Genomic DNA, 19,675 nt, shown 5'->3' with positions numbered 1-19,675 from the left:
GTCCGATCAGACAGGGGCGGTCACATGAAGCTGCGCGTTCTTGGACTTGCCACCGCGGCCCTCGCCGTGGCGCTGCTCAGTGGCTGCACCAGCTACGGCTATCGCGGCGGCAGCGGCGATTACTACTACGGTCGCGGCGCGGCCGTGCATCCCGGCTACCACGGTTACGGCGTGCCCTACGGCAGCATCGGTTACGGGCGTTACGGCGGTGGCTGGAGTGGCGGCGTGCGGTACGGCTCCCCGTATTACTACGGCCGCCCGGGCTATCTCTACCACCCGGGCTACTACTACCGCCCACCGGTGGTGGTCCATCCGCGTCCCGGCCATGGCCATCAGCCGCAGCGTCCGCCGCAGGAGAGCTCGGGCCGGCCGCCGTGGCGAGACCTCGGCAACACGGTTCGCCGCGTCGAGCACCGCGAACGGCCGCAGCGCGTCACTTCCCCGCCCAGGATGGGCGCTCCGCGTCCGGAAGGCGTGCGCGCACCGCAGGCGCGCCCTGGCGCAGCGCCGTGGCGAGGTGGCAACGAGCGTGGCAATGCCGCGCCGCGCCCGGCCGGCTCCAGCCGCCCGGTGCGTTCGCCGACCCGGCAGATGGCACCACGGGCGCCCGAACGCGTCATGAGAGCGTCGGATGGAGACGTGAGTCGCAATGTGGAGCGATAAACGGTCGTCCGGGGCCTTGCGCCGGGCGCCCACGCGACGCAAGCTAGCCACGCACTGACGGACAACGTCGCAAAGCGCCCTTCAGTGAAGGTTTCGTAAAGGTCCACCTCGACGGTTCAATGTCGACTCCCGGTGGGGGACTTCCGGATCCCCCCTGTTCCGCTCCCGCCGGGAGTCGGCGCCTCCGCAGTCCCGGGGCCATGCGCATCCCAGCGCGGCGCCGCGGACAAAAAAACGGGGCCGGATGTCCCCCGACATCCGGCCCCTTCGCTTCCCCGGTCCGCGCTTGGCTGACCCTGTTCCATCTCAGCCACGCCCCCCTTGGCGCTGCCTCGCCGGGTGCAGGAATACCGTTCGCACGAAGCGTGCCAACTGCGCTGCGGCGCGGATGCGACAATAGCCGGCCCTCCATTCCCGTCCCGATCGCGCCAGCTGCCGGCGCCCGCGACGGCTTTCCGACGCCTGCCGCATGAGCGACTCCTTCTACCGCTACGACGTGATCGTGATCGGCGGCGGCCATGCCGGCACCGAGGCCGCGCTGGCGGCCGCACGCGCCGGTGCGCGTTGCCTGCTGCTGACCCACAACATCGAGACCGTGGGCGCGATGAGCTGCAACCCCGCCATCGGCGGCATCGGCAAGGGCCACCTGGTGCGCGAGATCGACGCCCTGGGCGGGGCGATGGCGCGCGCGGCGGATGCCGCCGGCATCCAGTGGCGGCGGCTCAATGCGAGCAAGGGCCCGGCGGTGCGTGCCACCCGCTGCCAGGCCGACCGTGCGCTGTACCGCGCGTTCGTGCGCCGCGCTGTGGAATCGCAACCCGGGCTCACCGTGTTCCAGGCCGCGGTCGACGACCTCCTGATCGATGGCGATGCGGTGCGCGGCGTCCTCACCCAGACCGGGCTGCGTTTCGAGGCGCCCGCGGTGGTGCTGACCGCGGGGACCTTCCTCGCCGGCCGCGTGCACGTGGGCGAAACCCAGTACGACGCCGGTCGTGCCGGCGATCCCCCGGCCACCACGCTGGCCGCGCGCCTGCGCGAGCGCCCGTTCGCGGTCGGGCGATTGAAGACCGGCACCCCGCCGCGCATCGACGGCCGCAGCCTCGACTATTCGCTGATGCAGCCGCAGCCCGGCGACGACCCGCGCCCGGTGTTCTCGTTCATGGGCAGCCACGCCGACCATCCGCGCCAGGTGCCCTGCTGGATCACCCACACCACCGCGCGCACGCACGACATCATCCGCGGCGCGCTGCATCGCTCGCCGATGTACTCCGGGCAGATCGAGGGCACCGGCCCGCGTTACTGCCCGTCGATCGAGGACAAGGTGGTGCGCTTCGCCGAAAAGGACAGCCACCAGATCTTCGTCGAGCCCGAAGGCCTCGATGTCACCGAGATCTACCCCAACGGCATTTCCACCTCGCTGCCGTTCGACGTGCAGCTGGAACTGGTGCGCTCGATCACCGGTTTCGAACAGGCCCACATCACCCGCCCGGGCTACGCGATCGAATACGACTATTTCGACCCGCGCGGCCTGAAGCCCACGCTGGAGACCCGCCAGGTCGTGGGCCTGTACTTCGCCGGCCAGATCAACGGCACCACCGGCTACGAGGAGGCCGCCGCGCAGGGGCTGGTGGCGGGCCTCAACGCCGCGCGTGCGATGCGCGGACTCGACGGCTGGTCGCCGCGCCGCGACCAGGCCTATATCGGCGTGCTGATCGACGACCTGATCACCCACGGCACCACCGAGCCCTACCGGATGTTCACCAGCCGCGCCGAGTACCGGCTGCAGCTGCGCGAGGACAACGCCGACCTGCGCCTGACCCCGGTGGGCCGCGAATACGGGCTGGTGGACGACGCGCGCTGGTCGCGGTTCGAAGCCAAGCGCGCGGCGCTGGAGGGTGAAACCGCGCGGCTGCGCACGCTGTGGGCCTCGCCGAACAATGCCGCCGGGCGCGACGCGGTCGCCCACCTGGGCATCGAGCTGCGCCGCGAGACCAGTGCACTCGACCTGCTGCGCCGGCCCGAGCTCGACTACGCCGCGCTGGTCGCGGTGCCGGCGCTGGCGCCGCCGCAGCCGTTGCCGGCCGACGTCGCCGAGCAGGTGGAGATCGAAACCAAGTACGCCGGCTACCTCGAACGCCAGCGCGCCGAGATCGAACGCCAGCAGCGCCACGAGGACACGCCGGTGCCGGCCGGTTTCGACTACGCGCAGGTGCGTGGGCTGTCGGCGGAGGTGCGGCAGAAGCTGGAGACGGTGCGCCCGCTGTCGATCGGCCAGGCGCAGCGCATCCCCGGCATGACCCCGGCGGCGGTCTCGCTGTTGCTGGTGCATCTCGAGCGGGCACGCCGTGGTGCTGGCACCGCGCGCGACGCCTGCGCACAGGCGGCAGACATGCGGGCCTGAAGGCCGGTGCGGGAGTGGCTCGGCGGCGAGGTGCCCGCCCGAATATTGCGCGCGAGTGCACTTCCAGCGCGGGAGGTGCTGGCGCGCAATGCGCATGGCTCGTGGAAGCGGCCTCGGCCGCGACCCACCACCTTCACGACGGCACCGTGGTGCCGTGCAGCCGTCGCTACCGCGAGGAGCTGAAGGCGGCGGGCGCCTGACCGGTCAGCGCGGCGGCGCCGGCCGCCACGACCACAGCAGCAGCACCAGCCCGGTGATGATCAGCATCGCCGCGCCCGACAGCAGGAACGGGTCGACCACCCATGGCGTGGCGAGCTTGAACTCGCCCGCACTGAGCCGCCGCCAGCCGCCGAAGTGCTGGGTGGCCGCGACCACTGCACCCAGCACGCCGAGCGCGCTGGCCAGCCAGCGCACCGGCCAGGCGCGCGGGTCCGGCCACAGCATCACCAGGCCGAGCAGGCCGATCACGCTACGCTGCACGCGGCAGTACGGGCAGGTGTAGACCAGCCCGGTGAGGTCGAGCGTCCACGTCACGATGCTGATGACGATCCCGGCGAGCGCGATCCAGCGCAGGTGGCGGTGCAGTGTGGTCAGCGGAAGCATGGTGGATCTCCGTTGGGCCACGAATGATGGCACCGGGCCGTTGTCGTGGACGCCGCGCGCTCAGCGCCCGGAACGTGCGCGCAGCAGGGCTTCGGCCATCGCGTTGTTGGCGGGCGCGGCTGCCGGTTTCGGCGCGCCGGCGGCTCGTGCGCCACGCGCGCCGGGGCCCCGGCTGTCGCGGCTGCCGGCGTCGCGCCGCGGCTCGGCGCGCGCCTCGCGCGGCGCCGGGGTGTCGTCGAGGCGCCGGGTCAGCGCGATGCGCTTGCGCGCCACGTCGACCTCCAGCACCTTCACCTTGACGATGTCGCCGGCCTTGACCACCTCGCGCGGATCCTTGACGTAGCGGTCGGCCAGCGCGGAGATGTGGATCAGCCCGTCCTGGTGCACGCCGATGTCGACGAAGGCACCGAAGGCGGCAACGTTCGAGACCACGCCCTCCAGGATCATGCCTTCGCGCAGGTCCTTGATGTCCTCGACGCCGTCGGCGAACTGCGCGGCCTGGAAGCCCGGGCGTGGGTCGCGGCCCGGTTTCTCGAGCTCGGCGAGGATGTCGCGCACGGTCGGTTCGCCGAAGCGCTCGTCGGTGAACTCGCGGGCCTTGAGCGTGCGCACGAACGCGGCATCGCCGACCAGCGCGCGGATCGGCTTGCCGGTGGCGGCGACGATGCGCTCGACCACCGGATACGCCTCCGGGTGCACCGCGGACGCGTCCAGCGGCTCGTCGCCATCGGCGATGCGCAGGAAGCCGGCGCACTGCTCGAAGGTCTTGTCGCCAAGCCGCGCCACCTTCAGCAGGTCCTTGCGGCGCTTGAACGGACCGTTGGCATCGCGGTGGGCGACGATGTTCTCGGCCACCGTCGACGACAGCCCCGACACCCGTGCCAGCAGCGGCGCGGAGGCGGTGTTGACGTGCACGCCGACCGCGTTCACGCAGTCCTCGACGCGCGCATCGAGCGCGCGCGCCAGCTTGTACTGGTCGACGTCGTGCTGGTACTGGCCGACGCCGATCGCCTTGGGCTCGATCTTCACCAGTTCCGCCAGCGGGTCCTGCAGCCGGCGCGCGATCGACACCGCGCCGCGCAGCGAGACGTCGAGGCCGGGGAATTCCTTCGCCGCCAGTTCCGAGGCCGAGTACACCGACGCGCCGGCCTCGCTGACGACGATCTTCTGCATCTTCAGTTCCGGCGCCAGCTTCAGCACGTCGCCGGCCAGGCGGTCGGTCTCGCGCGAGGCGGTGCCGTTGCCGATCGCGATCAGCTGCACGCCATGCGCGGTGCAGAGCTTCTTCAGCGTGGCCAGCGACTGGTCCCACTGCCGGCGGGGCTCGTGCGGGTAGATGGTGTCGGTGGCGACCAGCTTGCCGGTGGCATCGACCACCGCGACCTTGACGCCGGTGCGCAGGCCCGGGTCGAGGCCCAGCACCGCCTTCGGCCCCGCGGGTGCCGCCAGCAGCAGGTCCTTGAGGTTGTCGCCGAACACCGCGATCGCCTCGGCCTCGGCCTTCTCGCGCGCCTGGTTGAACAGGTCGATCAGCAGGTGCAGGTGCAGCTTGGCGCGCCAGGTCAGCCGGCAGGCGTTGCGCAGCCAGGCATCGGCGGGGCGGCCGCGGTCGTGGATGCCGGCATGCAGGGCGATCCTCGATTCCGCCTGCGCATGGCCAGCCTCGGCATCGCTGCCGGGGTCGAGGTCGAGCTGCAGCACCTCCTCGCGGCGCCCGCGCAGCAGCGCCAGCATGCGGTGCGAGGGGATCTTCGCCAGCGCCTCGGCATGGTCGAAATAGTCGCGGAACTTCTCGCCGGCGGCCTCCTTGCCTTCGACGACGCGGGCGCGGATCACGCCGCAGTCCTCCAGCCAGCCGCGCAGGTCGCCGATCAGCCCCGCATCCTCGCTCCAGCGCTCCATCAGGATCGCGCGCGCGCCTTCCAGCGCGGCCTTCGCGTCGGCCACGCCGCGTTCGGCATCGACGAAGCCGGCGGCAAGCGTTTCGGGCACCTGCGAGGGATCGGCCAGCAGGCCATCGGCCAGCGGTTCCAGGCCGGCCTCGCGGGCGATCTGCGCGCGGGTGCGGCGCTTGGGCTTGTACGGCAGGTACAGGTCTTCGAGGCGCGCCTTGCTGTCGGCGCCCTCGATCTCGGCGCGCAGCCCGTCGCTGAGCTTGCCCTGCTCGTCGATGCTGGACAGGATCGCGGCGCGGCGGTCCTCGAGCTCGCGCAGATAGGTCAGGCGCACTTCCAGCGTGCGCAGCTGGGTGTCGTCCAGGCCCTCGGTCACTTCCTTGCGGTAGCGCGCGATGAACGGCACCGTCGCGCCCTCGTCGAGCAGGCCGACGGCGGCCTGCACCTGGGAGGGCTGGGCGCCGATTTCCCCGGCAATGGTCTGGGCGATCTTGCGCGCGAGCGCGGAGGAAGCGGACATCGGCTGGGTGGATCCGGCAGGCAGGGGCAACCGCCCCGGGACCGGGATTGTCGCCGTCGTGGCAGGTCGGCGGAACCCGTTGACAGGCGCCGCGCAGCGGTTGTCGATCGAGCTCCTGCGGGAGCGTCGCGCCGCGGCATGGCGTGGCGTGTCCGGGCGGGCTGCGGGGCGGGCCGGGCCGCGTTGGCTTCGGGCAGGATGCGTATCCGCCTGGCGCGTGCAAGCACGCTTCCATGGGCGCCGCCGCAGGCGCCGCTTCCACGGTGCCTAGAACTCGCGTCCCGCGCTGTCGTCGCGTCGGCGCCGCCAGGGCAGCGGGATGTTGAACAGCATCAGCACCAGCCACGCGATGCGTCCCGACAGGCTCTCGCGGTCGGGAACACGCAGCGGTCCTCCGTCGTCCGTGCCGTCGTCGAGTGCGAACGCGCCGGCCTCGATCGCCGCCAGCACCTCGCGCGCCTGCGCGGCCTGCGCCTCGGGCACCCGCAGCTTGGCGCCGCCGATCGCCAGCCGCCATTCCCAGTTGGCCAGCACGCTGTGGGCATCGTCGAGGCGTGCGTCGATGCCCTCCGCATGCAGCCGGCCCAGTGCGATCTGTGCTTCCAGCGGATCGGTGTAGCTGGCGAGGATGATGTCCATGCCGACAGCCTACGCCAGCCGGTGGCTCGGACCGGCGAAGGGCCAAGCATGCGGGACCTGCGGCGGCGGTCGTGCATCGTGCCGCCGACAACGCGTCCGTGCCGCATGTCGCCATCGTCCGAAGGCCGGGCAGGCGAAGCGCATCCGCGCCCGCGGTGCTGCCGGGTCGTGCCTCGCGATGCCAACCGGCGCCGTCCCGGATGCGGCCCTGGCCCTGTCCGGCGGAACGTGCAATGTGCGCATCCCGCCATGTCGGCGATACTGGCCGCGACACGTCGAACCGGTTGCCGCCATGCGCCTGCGTACCACCGTCCTGCTGCTGTCCTGTGCCCTGCTGGCCGCCTGCGGCGGCGAGACCCCACGCCTGCAGGCTGTCGATGCCGCGACGCTGGATGCACCGGTGCGCATCGAACCCTGGCTGCTGCCGGCCGCGGAAGGCACCTCGGCGCCGGATCTCGCGGTGGCCGCGGATGGCCGGGTGATGCTGTCGTGGATCGACTCGCAACCCGGGCGCCGGCACCTGTTCCGGTTCTCCAACTGGTGGCCGGGCGACGCGCGCTGGGATGTGGCGCCCAAGACCATCGCGCTGGGCAACCGCATGTTCGTCAACTGGGCCGATACCCCCCACATCCTCGCCACGCCCGATGGCGCGGTGTGGGCGCACTGGCTGCAGAAGAGTGGCGCGGAACCGTACGCCTACGACGTGGCGCTGGCGCGCTCGCGCGACGGCGGTGCCAGCTGGACGCCACCGGTGGTGGTGCACGACGACAACACCCGCACCGAGCACGGCTTCGTGTCGATGTGGCCGCAGGGTGATTCGCTGCTGGGCATCGCCTGGCTCGATGGCCGCGCCACCGCGGGTGCGGGCGACGCCCAGGCGCGCGATGCGCATGCCGGCCACCAGGGCGGGCACGCCGCCTCCGCGCCGGGCGACGGGGCGATGTCGCTGCGCGCGGCGCTGTTCGATGGCGCGATGCAGCCGGTGCTCGAATCCACCCTGGATACCCGCGTCTGCGACTGCTGCCAGACCGATGTCGCGGTGACTTCGAAGGGCCCGCTGCTGGTCTACCGCGGACGCAGCCCCGACGAGATCCGCGACGTGCTGGTGACCCGGCTGGAAGGCAACGTGTGGACCGCGCCGCGGCGCGTGCATGCCGATGACTGGCACATGCCGGCCTGCCCGGTGAACGGCCCGGCGATCGCCGCCGACGGCGAGCACGTGGTGGTGGCCTGGTACACCGCGCCGGGCGACGTGCCGCAGGTGCGGCTTGCCCGCAGCTCCGACAGCGGTGACAGCTTCGGCGACCCGCTGGTGCTCGACGAGGGCGACGCGGTGCAGGGGCGGGTGGCGGTGGCGCTGGACACGCAGCAGGTCCACGTCGCCTGGCTGCGCGAGGAAACCGGCGTACAGACCCTGCTGCTGGCGCGCTACACGCCGGACCTGTCACGCGAACTGGAGCGCACGATGGTGGCCACGCTGCAGGGTAACGGCCGCGGCACCGGCTTCCCGAAGCTCGCGGTCAGCAATGGCATCGCCCACCTGGTGTGGACCGAGGTCGTCGACGGCAGGCCGCAGCTGCGCGGCGCGCGGCTGGGTGCGGGCGGCTGAGCGAGCCACACCTGCCTGAAAGCGCCACATATCGGCATGGTCTGGAAGGTCACCCGATCCGCGACGACGCATGCAGGCTGTGGACAGAGCGCTCGGACCCTGGCGGCAGCCTGCCCGCGACACGGCCGGATCGGTTGCTCCTGTGGGCGGCACTAGCGGTGACGGCCTCGGACATGGTTGAGCGCTGACCGCGCGAAGGGCTCTCCATCCGGCGTCTTGAACGTGCCCTGCCATCGCGTCGACACGCCGGTCGCCATGCTCATGCGCTTCTCCCGACACGGAGCGCGATGATGGACCTGGGCATGATCGGATTGGGCCGGATGGGTGCCGGCATGGCCTTGCGGCTGCGCCGCGGTGGCCACCGGGTGGTCGGCTACGACCCGGATGTGGATGCCGCCGCTGCGGTCGCGGTCGAGGGCATCGAGACGGTGGAGTCGCTGGATGCCCTGGTCGCGGCGCTCGCGCCGCCACGCGCGCTATGGCTGATGGTGCCGGCCGGCGCCGCGGTGGAATCCACCCTCGAGGTGCTGCAGCCGCTGCTCGCGCCCGGTGACACCGTGATCGAGGGCGGCAACAGCCATTACGCCGACAGCCAGCGCCGCGCCGCGTGGCTGGCGGAGCACGACATCGGCTGGCTGGACGTCGGCACCAGCGGCGGCATCCGTGGCATCGATGCCGGCTACAGCATGACCATCGGTGGCGAGGCGGCACCGGTCGAACGCCTGCAGCCGCTGTTCGCCACGCTGGCACCGTCGCAAGGGCGTGGCTGGGGCCGGGTCGGTCCGGCCGGTGCCGGCCACTACGCCAAGATGGTCCACAACGGCATCGAGTACGGGCTGATGCAGGCGTTCGCCGAGGGCTTCGCGATCCTCCACCACAAGGAGGAATTCGGCTTCGACCTCGCCGCGCTGGCCGATATCTGGCGCCAGGGCAGCGTGATCCGCAGCTGGCTGCTCGATCTCTCCGCGGAATCGCTGCGCGGCAACCCGTCGCTTGCCGGCATTGCGCCGCAGGTCGCCGATTCCGGTGAAGGGCGCTGGACAGTGGCTGAGGCAATCGCGCTGGACGTGCCTGCGCCGGTGATCACCCATGCGCTGATTGCGCGCCTGCGTTCGCGCGACGACGATGCCTTTGCCGACCGCCTGCTGGCCTCGCTGCGCGGCGCGTTCGGTGGCCACGGCGTGCCGGAGCGCGGCGAGACCGATCCCTGAGCGGGCGCCGCGGTCAGCTCACTGCCATTCGAACATCACTCCCATTCGAACAGCCTGAAGTAGGTCACCGGCGGGTTGTCGCCCTCGCGGTTGTCGATGCTGCCGTCGCCGTCGCGGTCGTAGAGGTAGTACACCGGCCCGCGCGAGGGCTGCACGCGCACCGCGCGCAGCTGGCCGGCGATGCGGTATTCGGTGATGACGTCGCCATTGGCTTCGGTGCGGGTGGTTTCCATCGCGTCGGCGGGCAGCCCGTCGGGCCCGTTGGCGCCGGGCGTGCTGGCACAGGCCGCAAGCCCCAAGGCCAGCAGCAGGGACAGGGACCACAGGCCGGCGGTCGATCGGATGTTCATCGCGTGCTCCACGGGCGGATGGCCGTGAAGTATGCGCCGCGCGCCGACATGGCCCCGTGAGCCGGCGGGCCTTCAGGGCCGTCCACGGGCCGCACGGTAGAATCGCCCGATGCCTCGCCTGGTCCTCATCGACGGTTCGTCGTACCTCTATCGCGCCTTCCACGCGCTGCCGCCACTGACCAACGCCCAGGGCGAGCCCACCGGCGCGCTGTTCGGCGTGGTCAACATGCTGCGCGCCACGCTGAAGGAACAACCCGACTACATCGCCTTCGTGGTCGACGCGCCAGGAAAGACCTTCCGCGACGACCTCTATGCCGACTACAAGGCCAACCGGCCGCCGATGCCCGAGGACCTGCGCGCGCAGCTGCAACCGATGTGCGACATCGTCGAGGCGCTCGGGGTGCCGATCCTGCGCATCGACGGCGTCGAGGCCGACGACGTCATCGGCACGCTGGCAGTGGCCGCGGCGGCCGACGGTATCGACGTCACCATCTCCACCAGTGACAAGGATTTCGCCCAGCTGGTGCGGCCCGGCATCGCCCTGGTGAACACCATGAGCGGCAGCCGCATCGACAGCGACCAGGCGGTGGTCGACAAGTACGGCGTGCGCGCCGACCAGATCGTCGACCTGCTGGCGCTGATGGGCGACACGATCGACAACGTGCCTGGCGTCGACAAGTGCGGGCCGAAGACCGCGGCCAAGTGGCTGGGCGAATACGGCACGCTGGATGGGGTGATCGCCAATGCCGCCTCGATCAAGGGCAAGATCGGCGACAACCTGCGCGCCGCGCTCGACCGCCTGCCGCTCAACCGCGAACTGGTCAGCATCCGCACCGACGTCGAACTCGATCGCGGCCCGCGCGAACTGCCCCTGCGCGGGCGCGACGCCGACACCCTGCGCGTGCTCTACCAGCGCTATGGCTTCACCCAGGCGCTGCGCGACCTCGATGGCGGCGCAGCGCCGGCGGCGGGCGATGGCCCGGTGAGCCTGCGTGCGACCGAAGCCGGCTTCGCCCGCAGTGGCGCCGCCGCGGCACCGGCCGCACCGGTGGATCCGGCGCTGACCGGGCCCGGCGAGTACGAGACCATCACCGACGAGGCCGGCCTGGCCGCGTGGATCTGCAGGCTGGAAGCGGCGGAGGAATTCGCCTTCGACGTCGAGACCGATTCGCTCGATGCCCTGCGCGCCAACCTGGTCGGCATCAGCCTGAGCGTGGAACCCGGCCGCGCCTGCTATATCCCGCTGGCGCACGACTACCCCGGTGCGCCGCCGCAGCTCGAGCGCGCGCATGTGCTCGACGCACTGCGTCCGCTGCTGGCCGACCCCGCACGCCGCAAGCTGGGCCACCACGGCAAGTACGACATCCACGTCATGCGCCGGCACGGCATCGACGTGGCCGGCTACGCCGACGACACCATGCTCGAGAGCTTCGTCCACAACGCCACCGCCAGCCGCCACGACATGGACTCGCTGGCGCGTCGCTACCTCGGCATCGGCACGGTCGCCTACGACGACGTCACCGGCAAGGGTGCCAAGCGCATCGCGTTCGCGCAGGTCGCCCTCGACGACGCCACCCGCTACTCAGCCGAGGATGCCGACGTCACCCTGCGCCTGCACCGCGTGCTCGCCCCCCAGCTGGCCGCCGAGCCGGCGCTGGAACGCGTGTACCGCGAGATCGAGATCCCGCTGGTGCAGGTGCTGGCGCGCATCGAGGCCAACGGGGTGATGGTCGATGCCGACGAGCTCCGCCGGCAGAGTGCGGATCTCGGGCGGCGCATGCTGGCCGCGCAGCAGAAGGCCACCGAGCTTGCCGGGCGCAGCTTCAACCTCGATTCCACCAAGCAGCTGTGCGCGCTGCTCTACGACGAGCTGGCGCTGCCGACCCTGGTGAAGACGCCGAAGGGGCAACCCTCGGTCAACGAGGAGGCGCTGGAGGCGATCGCCGAGCTGCACGAGCTGCCGCGGGTGATCCTGGAATACCGCGGGCTGGCGAAGCTGCGCGGCACCTACACCGACAAGCTGCCGGAGATGATCAATCCCGAGACCGGCCGCCTGCACACCAGCTACCACCAGGCCGGTGCCGCCACCGGGCGCTTGGCGTCGAGCGATCCCAACCTGCAGAACATCCCGATCCGCACCGACGACGGCCGCCGCATCCGCACCGCCTTCGTGGCGCCGCCCGGGCGCAGGATCGTGGCCTGCGACTATTCGCAGATCGAACTGAGGATCATGGCCCACCTGTCGCAGGACCCGGGCCTGCTGCAGGCGTTCGCGTCGGGCGTCGACATCCACCGCGCGACCGCCGCGGAGGTGTTCGGCCGCCCGCTCGACGAGGTCACCTCGAACGAACGCCGCGCGGCCAAGGCGATCAACTTCGGCCTGATGTACGGCATGGGCGCCTTCGGCCTGGCGCGCAACCTCGGCGTGGGCCGTGGCGAGGCGCAGGACTACATCGCGCTGTACTTCTCGCGCTACCCGGGCGTGCGCGACTACATGGACCGCACCCGCCAGCAGGCGCACGAGCAGGGCTATGTGGAAACCGTGTTCGGCCGCCGGCTGTACCTGGAGAATATCAACGCGCGCAATGCCGGGCTGCGTGCCGGCGCCGAGCGCGCGGCGATCAACGCGCCGATGCAGGGCACCGCGGCCGACATCATCAAGCGCGCGATGCTGACCATCGATGCGTGGCTTGCCGATGCGATGCCGGACGCCAGGATGATCCTGCAGGTGCACGACGAACTGGTGTTCGAGGTGGCGGAGGGCGACGTCGATGCGCTCCTGGCCGGGGTCACCGCGCGGATGACCGCTGCGGCCTCGCTGGATGTGCCGCTGGTGGTGGATTGCGGCGTCGGCATGAACTGGGACGAGGCGCACTGAGAGTCGGCGCTGCGACCGGGCGCATGCAGAGGACCGTCCCCGCTTGGACCACCGCGACGGGCACTGGGGTCCCGGGCGATATCGAGCAGCCGCCGGGTGGACCCCGGGGTGAACGGGCTCGCGGAGAGCGGATGCGTACCCTGCCTGCGATCCATGACGCGGCTTGCTATCCGGGAGCGTAAACCCAGCCTGAATTATTTGCGGATTCCAAGCGGAATCTTCACGAACCATCCATGTATGGAGTGGTCATATAGGCCGCGACGGATGCAACGTCCGTCGCAGATCTCTCCCTTCCCCTGGAGTGATCCCGGAACGCACCAGGCTTCTCCCCGAGCCCGCGTTCCCCGAGCCCCGCCGGCCCCCCCTGCCTGCGGGGCTTTTTATTGGGCCCTCGCCCGACTCCGGGCGATGTCGTACGGCTGACGGTGCCTTAGGGCCACCGTGTTCCTGGTTCGTTGCGCGCCCGCTGTCCATCGTGCACGGGGGCGTTGTCCTCGCTTCTCCACGCGACGGGGCTCCTGCATTCGCCGGCTCGGCACGGGGAGCACAGCGTTACTCCCGATGTCGTCTCCAACCGGGCCACGCTCGTGCCTTCAGCGGTCACAGTCTCCCGTCCTTCATTCGTCAGGACCGGCGGAGGCAACGGCGGCAGCCGAAATCGTGACTGCCGCGAGGGCCCGACCTTCTTCGCTGTTGACCTTCTTCCCGAACGCGATGATGGCTCGGGGCCCGCCGCGGCCGCAGGCGGATGTCCAGAGCCGGCCATGGATGGCCGGCGGCCGGATGTGGGAGCAGGACGCGGAGATATCCGGCTGGGCATCCGCCTGTGGCCGCGGTGGACCACCCGCGCCCTCGCCGACGCGCACTCTCGTCCTCGCCCACCCGCGCGCGAGCCGCCGCAAGCGCCGTCGCCCGGCGACCAGGTGCTTCGGATGATGCCCGTCACCTCGCCACCGGCGGCGACTGGTCCGGCCTGTGCCCTCGCCCCACGCACGCCCTCGTCCGACCTGGCGCTGGTTCCAGCCGGCTCTGGCTCGGCTCCGGGCTTCCCGGTCCCGGGCACCCGGAGGGAACTCCCTGGGAGCGGGGAAGAGCCTTTTTGCTGGTCAGTCCCGCTCGCGTCGCCAGTTGAGCGAGCCGCGGCTTTCCAGGGTGCTGGACTCGATCTCGACGTCGAAGCCGCGGCCCAGCAGGTATTTCAGGGTCAGCACCTGGCCGGTGCCCAGCAGCGACACGCCGAAGCCGACGTACAGCCGCGGCGAGAGCTGCTTGCCGATCCCGAGCACGCTGCCGCCCAGCGCCCGCGACTGGCCCACGCCGGCGCTGTCGAGGCCGAGCCGGCTGCCCAGCTGCGAGGCGATGATGCCGCCGCCCGCCGACAGCGCGGCGCTGGCGGCGTCCAGCTGCTCGCCCTCGGCGCCGGTGACCGTGGTCAGTGACCGTCCGAGCGCCAGGTAGGCCAGCGCTTCCGACTGGTCGCGGCTGGGATCGGTCCACACCTCGACCGAAGGCGACGACACCCGGCCGGTCACGTCGATCCCCGCGGTCAGCTCCTCGGCCTCGATCCGGCGTTCGGCGCGCAGGTTGATCACCGGGTCGGCGATCGGGTCGTTGCTCCAGGTGAACGCGCCGCGGGTGATCTGCAGTTCCTGCCCGTAGGCCTCGTAGCGGCCGCTGGCATCGAGCGCGCCCAGACCGATGATTTCGCGGCCCGGCACCTGGCGGATGCGCAGGCGGCCGCCGAGCTCGCCGGTCAGGCCGAAGCCGTTGAGCTCGACGTCGTCGCCCAGCACCACCACCAGGTCGAGGCCGAGGCCGCTGGGCGGGCCCTGCTCGGGGTCGACGGGATCGAGCACCACCACGTCGGGCGAGGTCGACACGCCTTCGCTCAGGCGCTCCAGGTCAAGCCGCGCCTCGGGCACCGTGACCTCGCCGGTGACGCTGATCGGCTGCCCCGGGGCGATGCGCACCACCAGGTCGGGATCGGCGACCGCGCGCAGGTCGCGGGTGTCGGAGACCAGCACGTTGCTGCCGCGCAGGTTGAGCACGATCGGCGCCTGGCCGGTCAGGCCCAGGCTGCCGTCGATGCGCAGCGTGCCCTCGCCGGAGCGCAGGCTGCCGGCCAGGCGCGCGCTGCCGTCGGCGCCGGCATCCAGGCGCAGGTTGCCGTCGCTGGGGGCGATCGCCAGCGACGGGATCTCGGTGCTGAAGCCGGTGAGCTCCGCCTGGCCGCCGATCTGCGGGGCCGCACGGGTGCCGCCCAGAGTGACCCGGGCCACCAGCTGGCCCTGCGGCTCGACGATGTCGGGCGAGAACAGCTCCACCCAGGTGAGGTTGTCGATGTCCGCGTCCAGGCGTCCGGACAGCGGTGCATAGGCATCCCAGCCGGTGCGCAGCTCGGCGCGCACCCGGCCGGTGTCGTCGATGCCGGTGGCAAGCGTCGCCTCGAGGCTGTTGGCGTCGAAGGTCGCGTCGAGGGCGAGGTCGGAATACGAGACCACGTCGCGGCGCGCGCGCGGGCTGAAGCGCAGGCCGCCATCGGTGGAGGTCAGTGCCACGTTGCCAGCGAAACCGTTGCCCACCGGGCGCAGCCGCGCATCGATGGCGACCTGGCCACGCAGCGCCCATGGCGTGCCGTCCTCGCGCGGCGGCAGCCACGGCTCCACCAGCGCCAGCGGCAACTGCCGGCCGCTGGCGGTCAGCCCGTTGCGCGGCCAGTCGGCGGCCACGCACAGGGAACCGCCATCGGTGCCGAGAAAACACGACTCGTCGACCTGCCAGCGCCCACCGCCCAGCGCGAAACGTGCCGGCGACTGCAGGTTCCAGACGGCACCACGCGAGGGCGCCAGCCGCAGTGCATCGAGCGCGCCACGCCAGCCCGGGCCCGCACGCTGCAGGCTGCCGGTGAGGTCGAGCGCGCCGATGTCGCCGCGCGCGCGCGCGCTGGCCTCCAGCGCGTCGATGCGGCCGCGGGCCTCGATCCCGACGCTGTCGAGCAGCACCCCCGCCTGTACCGCCTGCGCGGCCAGCGTGAGCCGGCCGTTGCCGCGCCCGCCGGGCAGGTCACCCAGCAACCGCAGCGAACCGGCGGTGTACTCGCCCCAGCGCAGGTCACGGCCAGTGAGGTCGGCCTCGATGCCGGGCGCGGCGCGCGGGCCCGCCAGCTGCAGTGTTCCCTCGATGCGGCCACCGGCGCCGGGCAGCAGGTCGTCGAGCTGCAGCGGCGCCAGGCGCGCCTCGACGTCGATCCGTTCGGCCATTTCGCCGCGGGCCACGACATGGCTGTTGCCCAGGCGCAGGTCGATGTCGCCGGCGAAGTCGAAACCGGCATCCGGCGCGGCGGCCTGCGCCGGCCCGTGCAGCTCCACCTGCGCGCGTCCTGCCAGGCGGCGGCCGCGCAGGGTGCCGGCAAGACGTGGCGCGTCGACAAGGATGTCGAGACCGCCGTCCTCGCGGGTGTCGCCGGTGCTGGCGAGGGTGCCGTCGATACGGCCGTTCCAGTCCGGGAGGAAATAGCCGGGGTCGAAACCGGCCAGTTCGGCATCCAGTCGCCATTCGAGCGTCGGCGCCCAGGCCACGCTGCCGCGGCCGTCGAGCCGCCCCTCCGGCATGGTCGCGCGCAGCGTGCGCAGTTGCATGCCGTCGGCATTGCCGCGGCCGTCGAGTTCCACATCGGCCTGCTGCGCGCCGCGGGCGACGCGGGCGTTGCCGATCACCGCCCACGCGTCCAGCGCGCCGGCCAGGCCGAGGTCGGCATCGGCGATCACCGCCGGTGGCGCCTCGCCGGTGGCTTCGTCGGCGCTGCCGCGCCACTGCACGTCACGCGCCGACAGCGAGAACCGGCCCTGTGGCCGCCCGCGGTCGCTGAAGTCGGCGCGGCCACGCAGGCTGATGCGGCCATCCAGCGCATCCACGCGCAACGGGCGCAGTTCCAGCACCTGCTCCTCGAGCTGCACCACCGACGGGTGGATGACGGCTTCGATTTCGCCGAAGCCGATCCGGCCCTGCAGGTTGGCCTCGCCGCCCACGCCGTCGGCGGCCAGCAGCACCCGGAGCGGGGTGGCGCCGGGTTCGCCACCGGCCAGCAGGCCGGGGTCGAGCGATTCCGCATCCACGCCCAGGCGCCAGCCGGGGCGCTCGCCGCCACGCAGGGTGAGGTCGACGGCCACCGGTGCCGGCGCGTGGCCGCGCAGGGCGATCGTCAGGTCGTTGACGTCACCCCGGGCGACCAGCCCCAGCCGTGGCCGCGTGCGTCCGGCGGGCGCCGGCAGCAGCGCACTGGCGACCAGGTCCATGCGGTAGTCCTGGTCGGGCAGGTACTCGCCATGCACGCGGAAGGCACCACGGTCACTGTCGACCACCAGGTCGTCGACACGCAGCGCGCCGTTGCTGGCATCGAGCGCGCCGGTGGCGCGGTGCACATCGATGATCGGGCCCTCCGCGCCGACCACTTCGAAGTTGCGGATGGCGATCCGGTCGGCCTGCAGCGCCAGCGGCAGCGGGCCGATCTGTGGCAGCGAGTCCGGCCAGCGCGGCAGTTCGAAAGGCTCGTCGCTGCCGGGCGGCAGCAGCAGGCGGGCGTCGTCGACTTCCAGCGCGTCCAGCCGCAGGCGGCGACCGAACAGCGGGCGGATGTCCGGATCGAGCATCACCCGCGCGGCCTCGAACGACAGGGTCAGCGGCTCGTCGCAGTCGCCGAACGGCACCGGCTCCTCGTCGCGGTCGGGGCAGGCCTGGTAGACGAAGCGCACGTCGTGCAGGGTCAGCGGCCCGCTCGCCGGGCCTTCGGCCGCGCGCCATTCGAACACCGTGCCGGCCGGCAGCCGCGCCTGGATCTGCGCCAGAAGGAAGTCGCGCCCGCCCAGCGTGGTCAGCAGCCAGTACACCAGCCCGACCGCGAGCAGCCCGAGCACGCCGATGACGATGCCCGAACGCACCGCCAGCCAGCGCAGCCGCTTGCGTCGGCGCGCCCGCAGTTCGGCGATGCGCGCCTCGCGCGCGGCCGCGGCCTCGCCGTCGCGCTGGCTTTCGAAGACCGCCATCAGAACGAGGTCCCGATATCGAGGTGCAGGGTGAACGGGGAATCGGGATCGTCGAGGCCGCGGGCGATGTCGAAGCGCAGCGGCCCCACCGGCGAGGCCCAGCGCACGCCCACGCCGACGCCGGTGCGCCAGTCGGGGCGGTCGTCATAGGCGCTGCCGGAATCGGCGAACACCGCGAAGCCGAAGCTATTGGCGAAGTAATGCTCGAACTCCACGCTGGCGGTGGTGACGTGCTTGCCGCCGATCGCGAAGTCGCCGATGCGCGGGCCGACCTCGCGCCAGTCGTAGCCGCGGATGCTGCGGTCGCCGCCGGCATAGAAGCGCAGGCTGGGCGGCATGTCGGTGAGTGCGCCGGTGGACGTGGTGCCGAGCTCGCCGCGCACGATCAGCCGGTTGCGCTCGCCGATGCCGCGGTACCAGGTGGCGCGTGCGTGCAGCTGGGCGAAGCTCGCATCCGAACCCACGCCTTCGACGCCGCCGCGCAGCACCAGGCTGCCGCCGATGCCCTCGCGCGGGAACAGGCGGTCGTCGACGTCCACGTACTCCGCGCGCAGCGATGGATACAGGAAGGTGGCGTAGCGGTAATCGAGCGGCGGCTCCTCGGTGGCGTCGTCACCGTCGTCCACCACATAGCCCCAGCGCTCGCGCAACGCATGCAGCGAGGCCACCAGGTTGAGGGTGCGGCTGTACTGGCCGGTGCGGCTGCCGACCAGCTCGACCCGGCGGCTGTCGATGTAACGGGTCTGTTCGTCGGCACCCTGCAGGCTGATCGCATACCAGCCGTCGAGCCAGGCGAACGCGGGGATGCGGTACTGCAGCGTGGCGGTCTTGCGGCGCTGCGCCCAGTCCAGCTGCACCAGCGCCTTGTGGCCGCGGCGGTTGACGTAGCGGCGCTCCTCGCCCAGCCGGAAACCGGCGCCGCTGTCGGTGCCATAGGACAGGCCGGCGGTCTGCACCTTGCGCGGCGCCGGGGTCAGCGTGACCTGCACCGGCACCTGGCGGTCGACCGCCTCCTCGGGCTGCGGGTTGATGCTGATGGTGCTGAAGTAGTCGAGGCGCTGCAGCGAGGTGCGCAGGCGGTCCAGGCGGCCCTGGTGGTAGTACTCGCCCTGTTCCCAGTACACCAGCCGCTCCAGCAGGCCCGGGTCGATGATCTCGTCCGGCGTCTGCGTGAACGTGGTGGCGCCCATGTCGTAACGCTCGCCACTGGTCCACACCAGCTCGATGTCGGCGGCATGATCGGCGCGGGTGACCTCGACGCGGCGCGCGCTGAAGTCGGCATCGAAATAGCCGCGCTGGGCGAGCCGGCGGCTGATGCGGTTCTTGCTGGCCTCGTAGACCGGGTGGTCGAGGATCGCGCCGGGCGCCGGGGCGAAGGCGTCGAGTTCCTCGGCGAGATAACGGTCGCCCGCGCCCTCGCCGAGGATCGCGATGCTGGAATGGCGGATGCGCACCGGCTCGCCGGGATCGACGGTGATGGTCACCGTGACCGGGCCGCGCCGCGGGTCCCCGGTGCCGCCGCCATTGCCGTTGCCGGGCTCGCGTTCGACCGTGATCGTGGGCGAATAGAAGCCGAACGGCTCCAGCGCCTCGCGGGTCTCGTCCTCGGCCTCGCGCAGCATGTAGGCGAGGCGGCGGAACGAGACATCGCGCCCCTGTGCCTGCTCGAGCGACAGCGAGACACGCACGTTCTCGGCCATCTCCTCGTCGAGGCCGATGATCCTGACCTCACCGACCTCGATCGCCTGCGCCAGCGCCGGCGACAGCAGCGCGGCGAGGGCAACGGCACGGAGGATGGCGGGGCGCGGGCGGGGCGGGGTGACGCGTTGTGGGGCACGCATGCGCGGCAGCATACCGAAGCGGA

The 19,675-nt window shown here is 71.8% G+C and carries 11 protein-coding genes; 5 read left to right on the top strand and 6 right to left on the bottom strand.

Annotated features, from left to right (window positions below; all coding sequences use genetic code 11):
* Positions 1-24 precede the first annotated feature (24 nt).
* On the top strand, positions 25-663 hold the full coding sequence (locus ERL55_RS14475; protein ID WP_129137059.1) for a hypothetical protein: 639 nt from the start codon (positions 25-27) through the stop codon (positions 661-663).
* A gap of 469 nt (positions 664-1,132) precedes the next feature.
* The gene (gene mnmG, locus ERL55_RS14470) at positions 1,133-3,064 is read left to right on the top strand and encodes a tRNA uridine-5-carboxymethylaminomethyl(34) synthesis enzyme MnmG (RefSeq protein ID WP_129137058.1); all 1,932 of its coding nucleotides are present in this window, start codon (positions 1,133-1,135) and stop codon (positions 3,062-3,064) included.
* Positions 3,065-3,268: 204 nt separating this feature from the next.
* On the opposite strand, the gene ERL55_RS14465 is transcribed toward mnmG, so the two are convergent.
* From ERL55_RS14465 to ERL55_RS14455, 3 genes are all read right to left on the bottom strand, one after another.
* Positions 3,269-3,667 (bottom strand): hypothetical protein, encoded by a 399-nt coding sequence (locus ERL55_RS14465; RefSeq protein ID WP_129137057.1) that lies wholly within the window; start codon positions 3,665-3,667, stop codon positions 3,269-3,271.
* 60 nt (positions 3,668-3,727) lie between these two features.
* Entirely contained in the window at positions 3,728-6,082 is a 2,355-nt protein-coding gene (locus tag ERL55_RS14460; RefSeq protein ID WP_129137056.1) for a Tex family protein, read from the bottom strand.
* A 267-nt stretch (positions 6,083-6,349) separates the two neighbouring features.
* On the bottom strand, positions 6,350-6,721 hold the full coding sequence (locus ERL55_RS14455; protein ID WP_129137055.1) for a DUF2007 domain-containing protein: 372 nt from the start codon (positions 6,719-6,721) through the stop codon (positions 6,350-6,352).
* Positions 6,722-7,013: 292 nt separating this feature from the next.
* Between ERL55_RS14455 and ERL55_RS14450 the strand changes: the two genes are divergently transcribed.
* Positions 7,014-8,330, top strand: a complete 1,317-nt coding sequence (locus tag ERL55_RS14450) for a sialidase family protein (protein ID WP_129137054.1) — start codon at positions 7,014-7,016, stop codon at positions 8,328-8,330.
* A gap of 290 nt (positions 8,331-8,620) precedes the next feature.
* A complete protein-coding gene (gnd, locus tag ERL55_RS14445) occupies positions 8,621-9,541 on the top strand; it encodes a phosphogluconate dehydrogenase (NAD(+)-dependent, decarboxylating) (RefSeq protein WP_129137053.1) in 921 nt (306 codons plus the stop codon).
* Positions 9,542-9,576: 35 nt separating this feature from the next.
* Here the strand turns inward: gnd and ERL55_RS14440 are convergent, their stop codons facing one another.
* Complete coding sequence (locus ERL55_RS14440) at positions 9,577-9,891, bottom strand: DUF2782 domain-containing protein (protein WP_206733332.1); 315 nt, start codon at positions 9,889-9,891, stop codon at positions 9,577-9,579.
* A gap of 109 nt (positions 9,892-10,000) precedes the next feature.
* Here ERL55_RS14440 and polA point away from each other — a divergent pair, with 109 nt between their 5' ends.
* Positions 10,001-12,769 (top strand): DNA polymerase I, encoded by a 2,769-nt coding sequence (gene polA, locus ERL55_RS14435; protein WP_129137052.1) that lies wholly within the window; start codon positions 10,001-10,003, stop codon positions 12,767-12,769.
* Positions 12,770-13,875: 1,106 nt separating this feature from the next.
* Here the strand turns inward: polA and ERL55_RS14430 are convergent.
* Both ERL55_RS14430 and ERL55_RS14425 read right to left on the bottom strand, forming a co-directional pair.
* On the bottom strand, positions 13,876-17,811 hold the full coding sequence (locus ERL55_RS14430) for a translocation/assembly module TamB domain-containing protein (RefSeq protein WP_129137051.1): 3,936 nt from the start codon (positions 17,809-17,811) through the stop codon (positions 13,876-13,878).
* A complete protein-coding gene (locus tag ERL55_RS14425; RefSeq protein ID WP_241685787.1) occupies positions 17,811-19,652 on the bottom strand; it encodes an autotransporter assembly complex family protein in 1,842 nt (613 codons plus the stop codon). Before ERL55_RS14425 ends, ERL55_RS14430 begins: the two co-directional genes overlap by 1 nt.
* Between the last annotated feature and the right edge of the window lie 23 nt (positions 19,653-19,675).

Source organism: Luteimonas sp. YGD11-2 (assembly GCF_004118975.1).
Taxonomy (GTDB): Bacteria; Pseudomonadota; Gammaproteobacteria; order Xanthomonadales; family Xanthomonadaceae; genus Luteimonas; species Luteimonas muca.
This window is presented reverse-complemented; position numbering and strand designations above follow the sequence as displayed.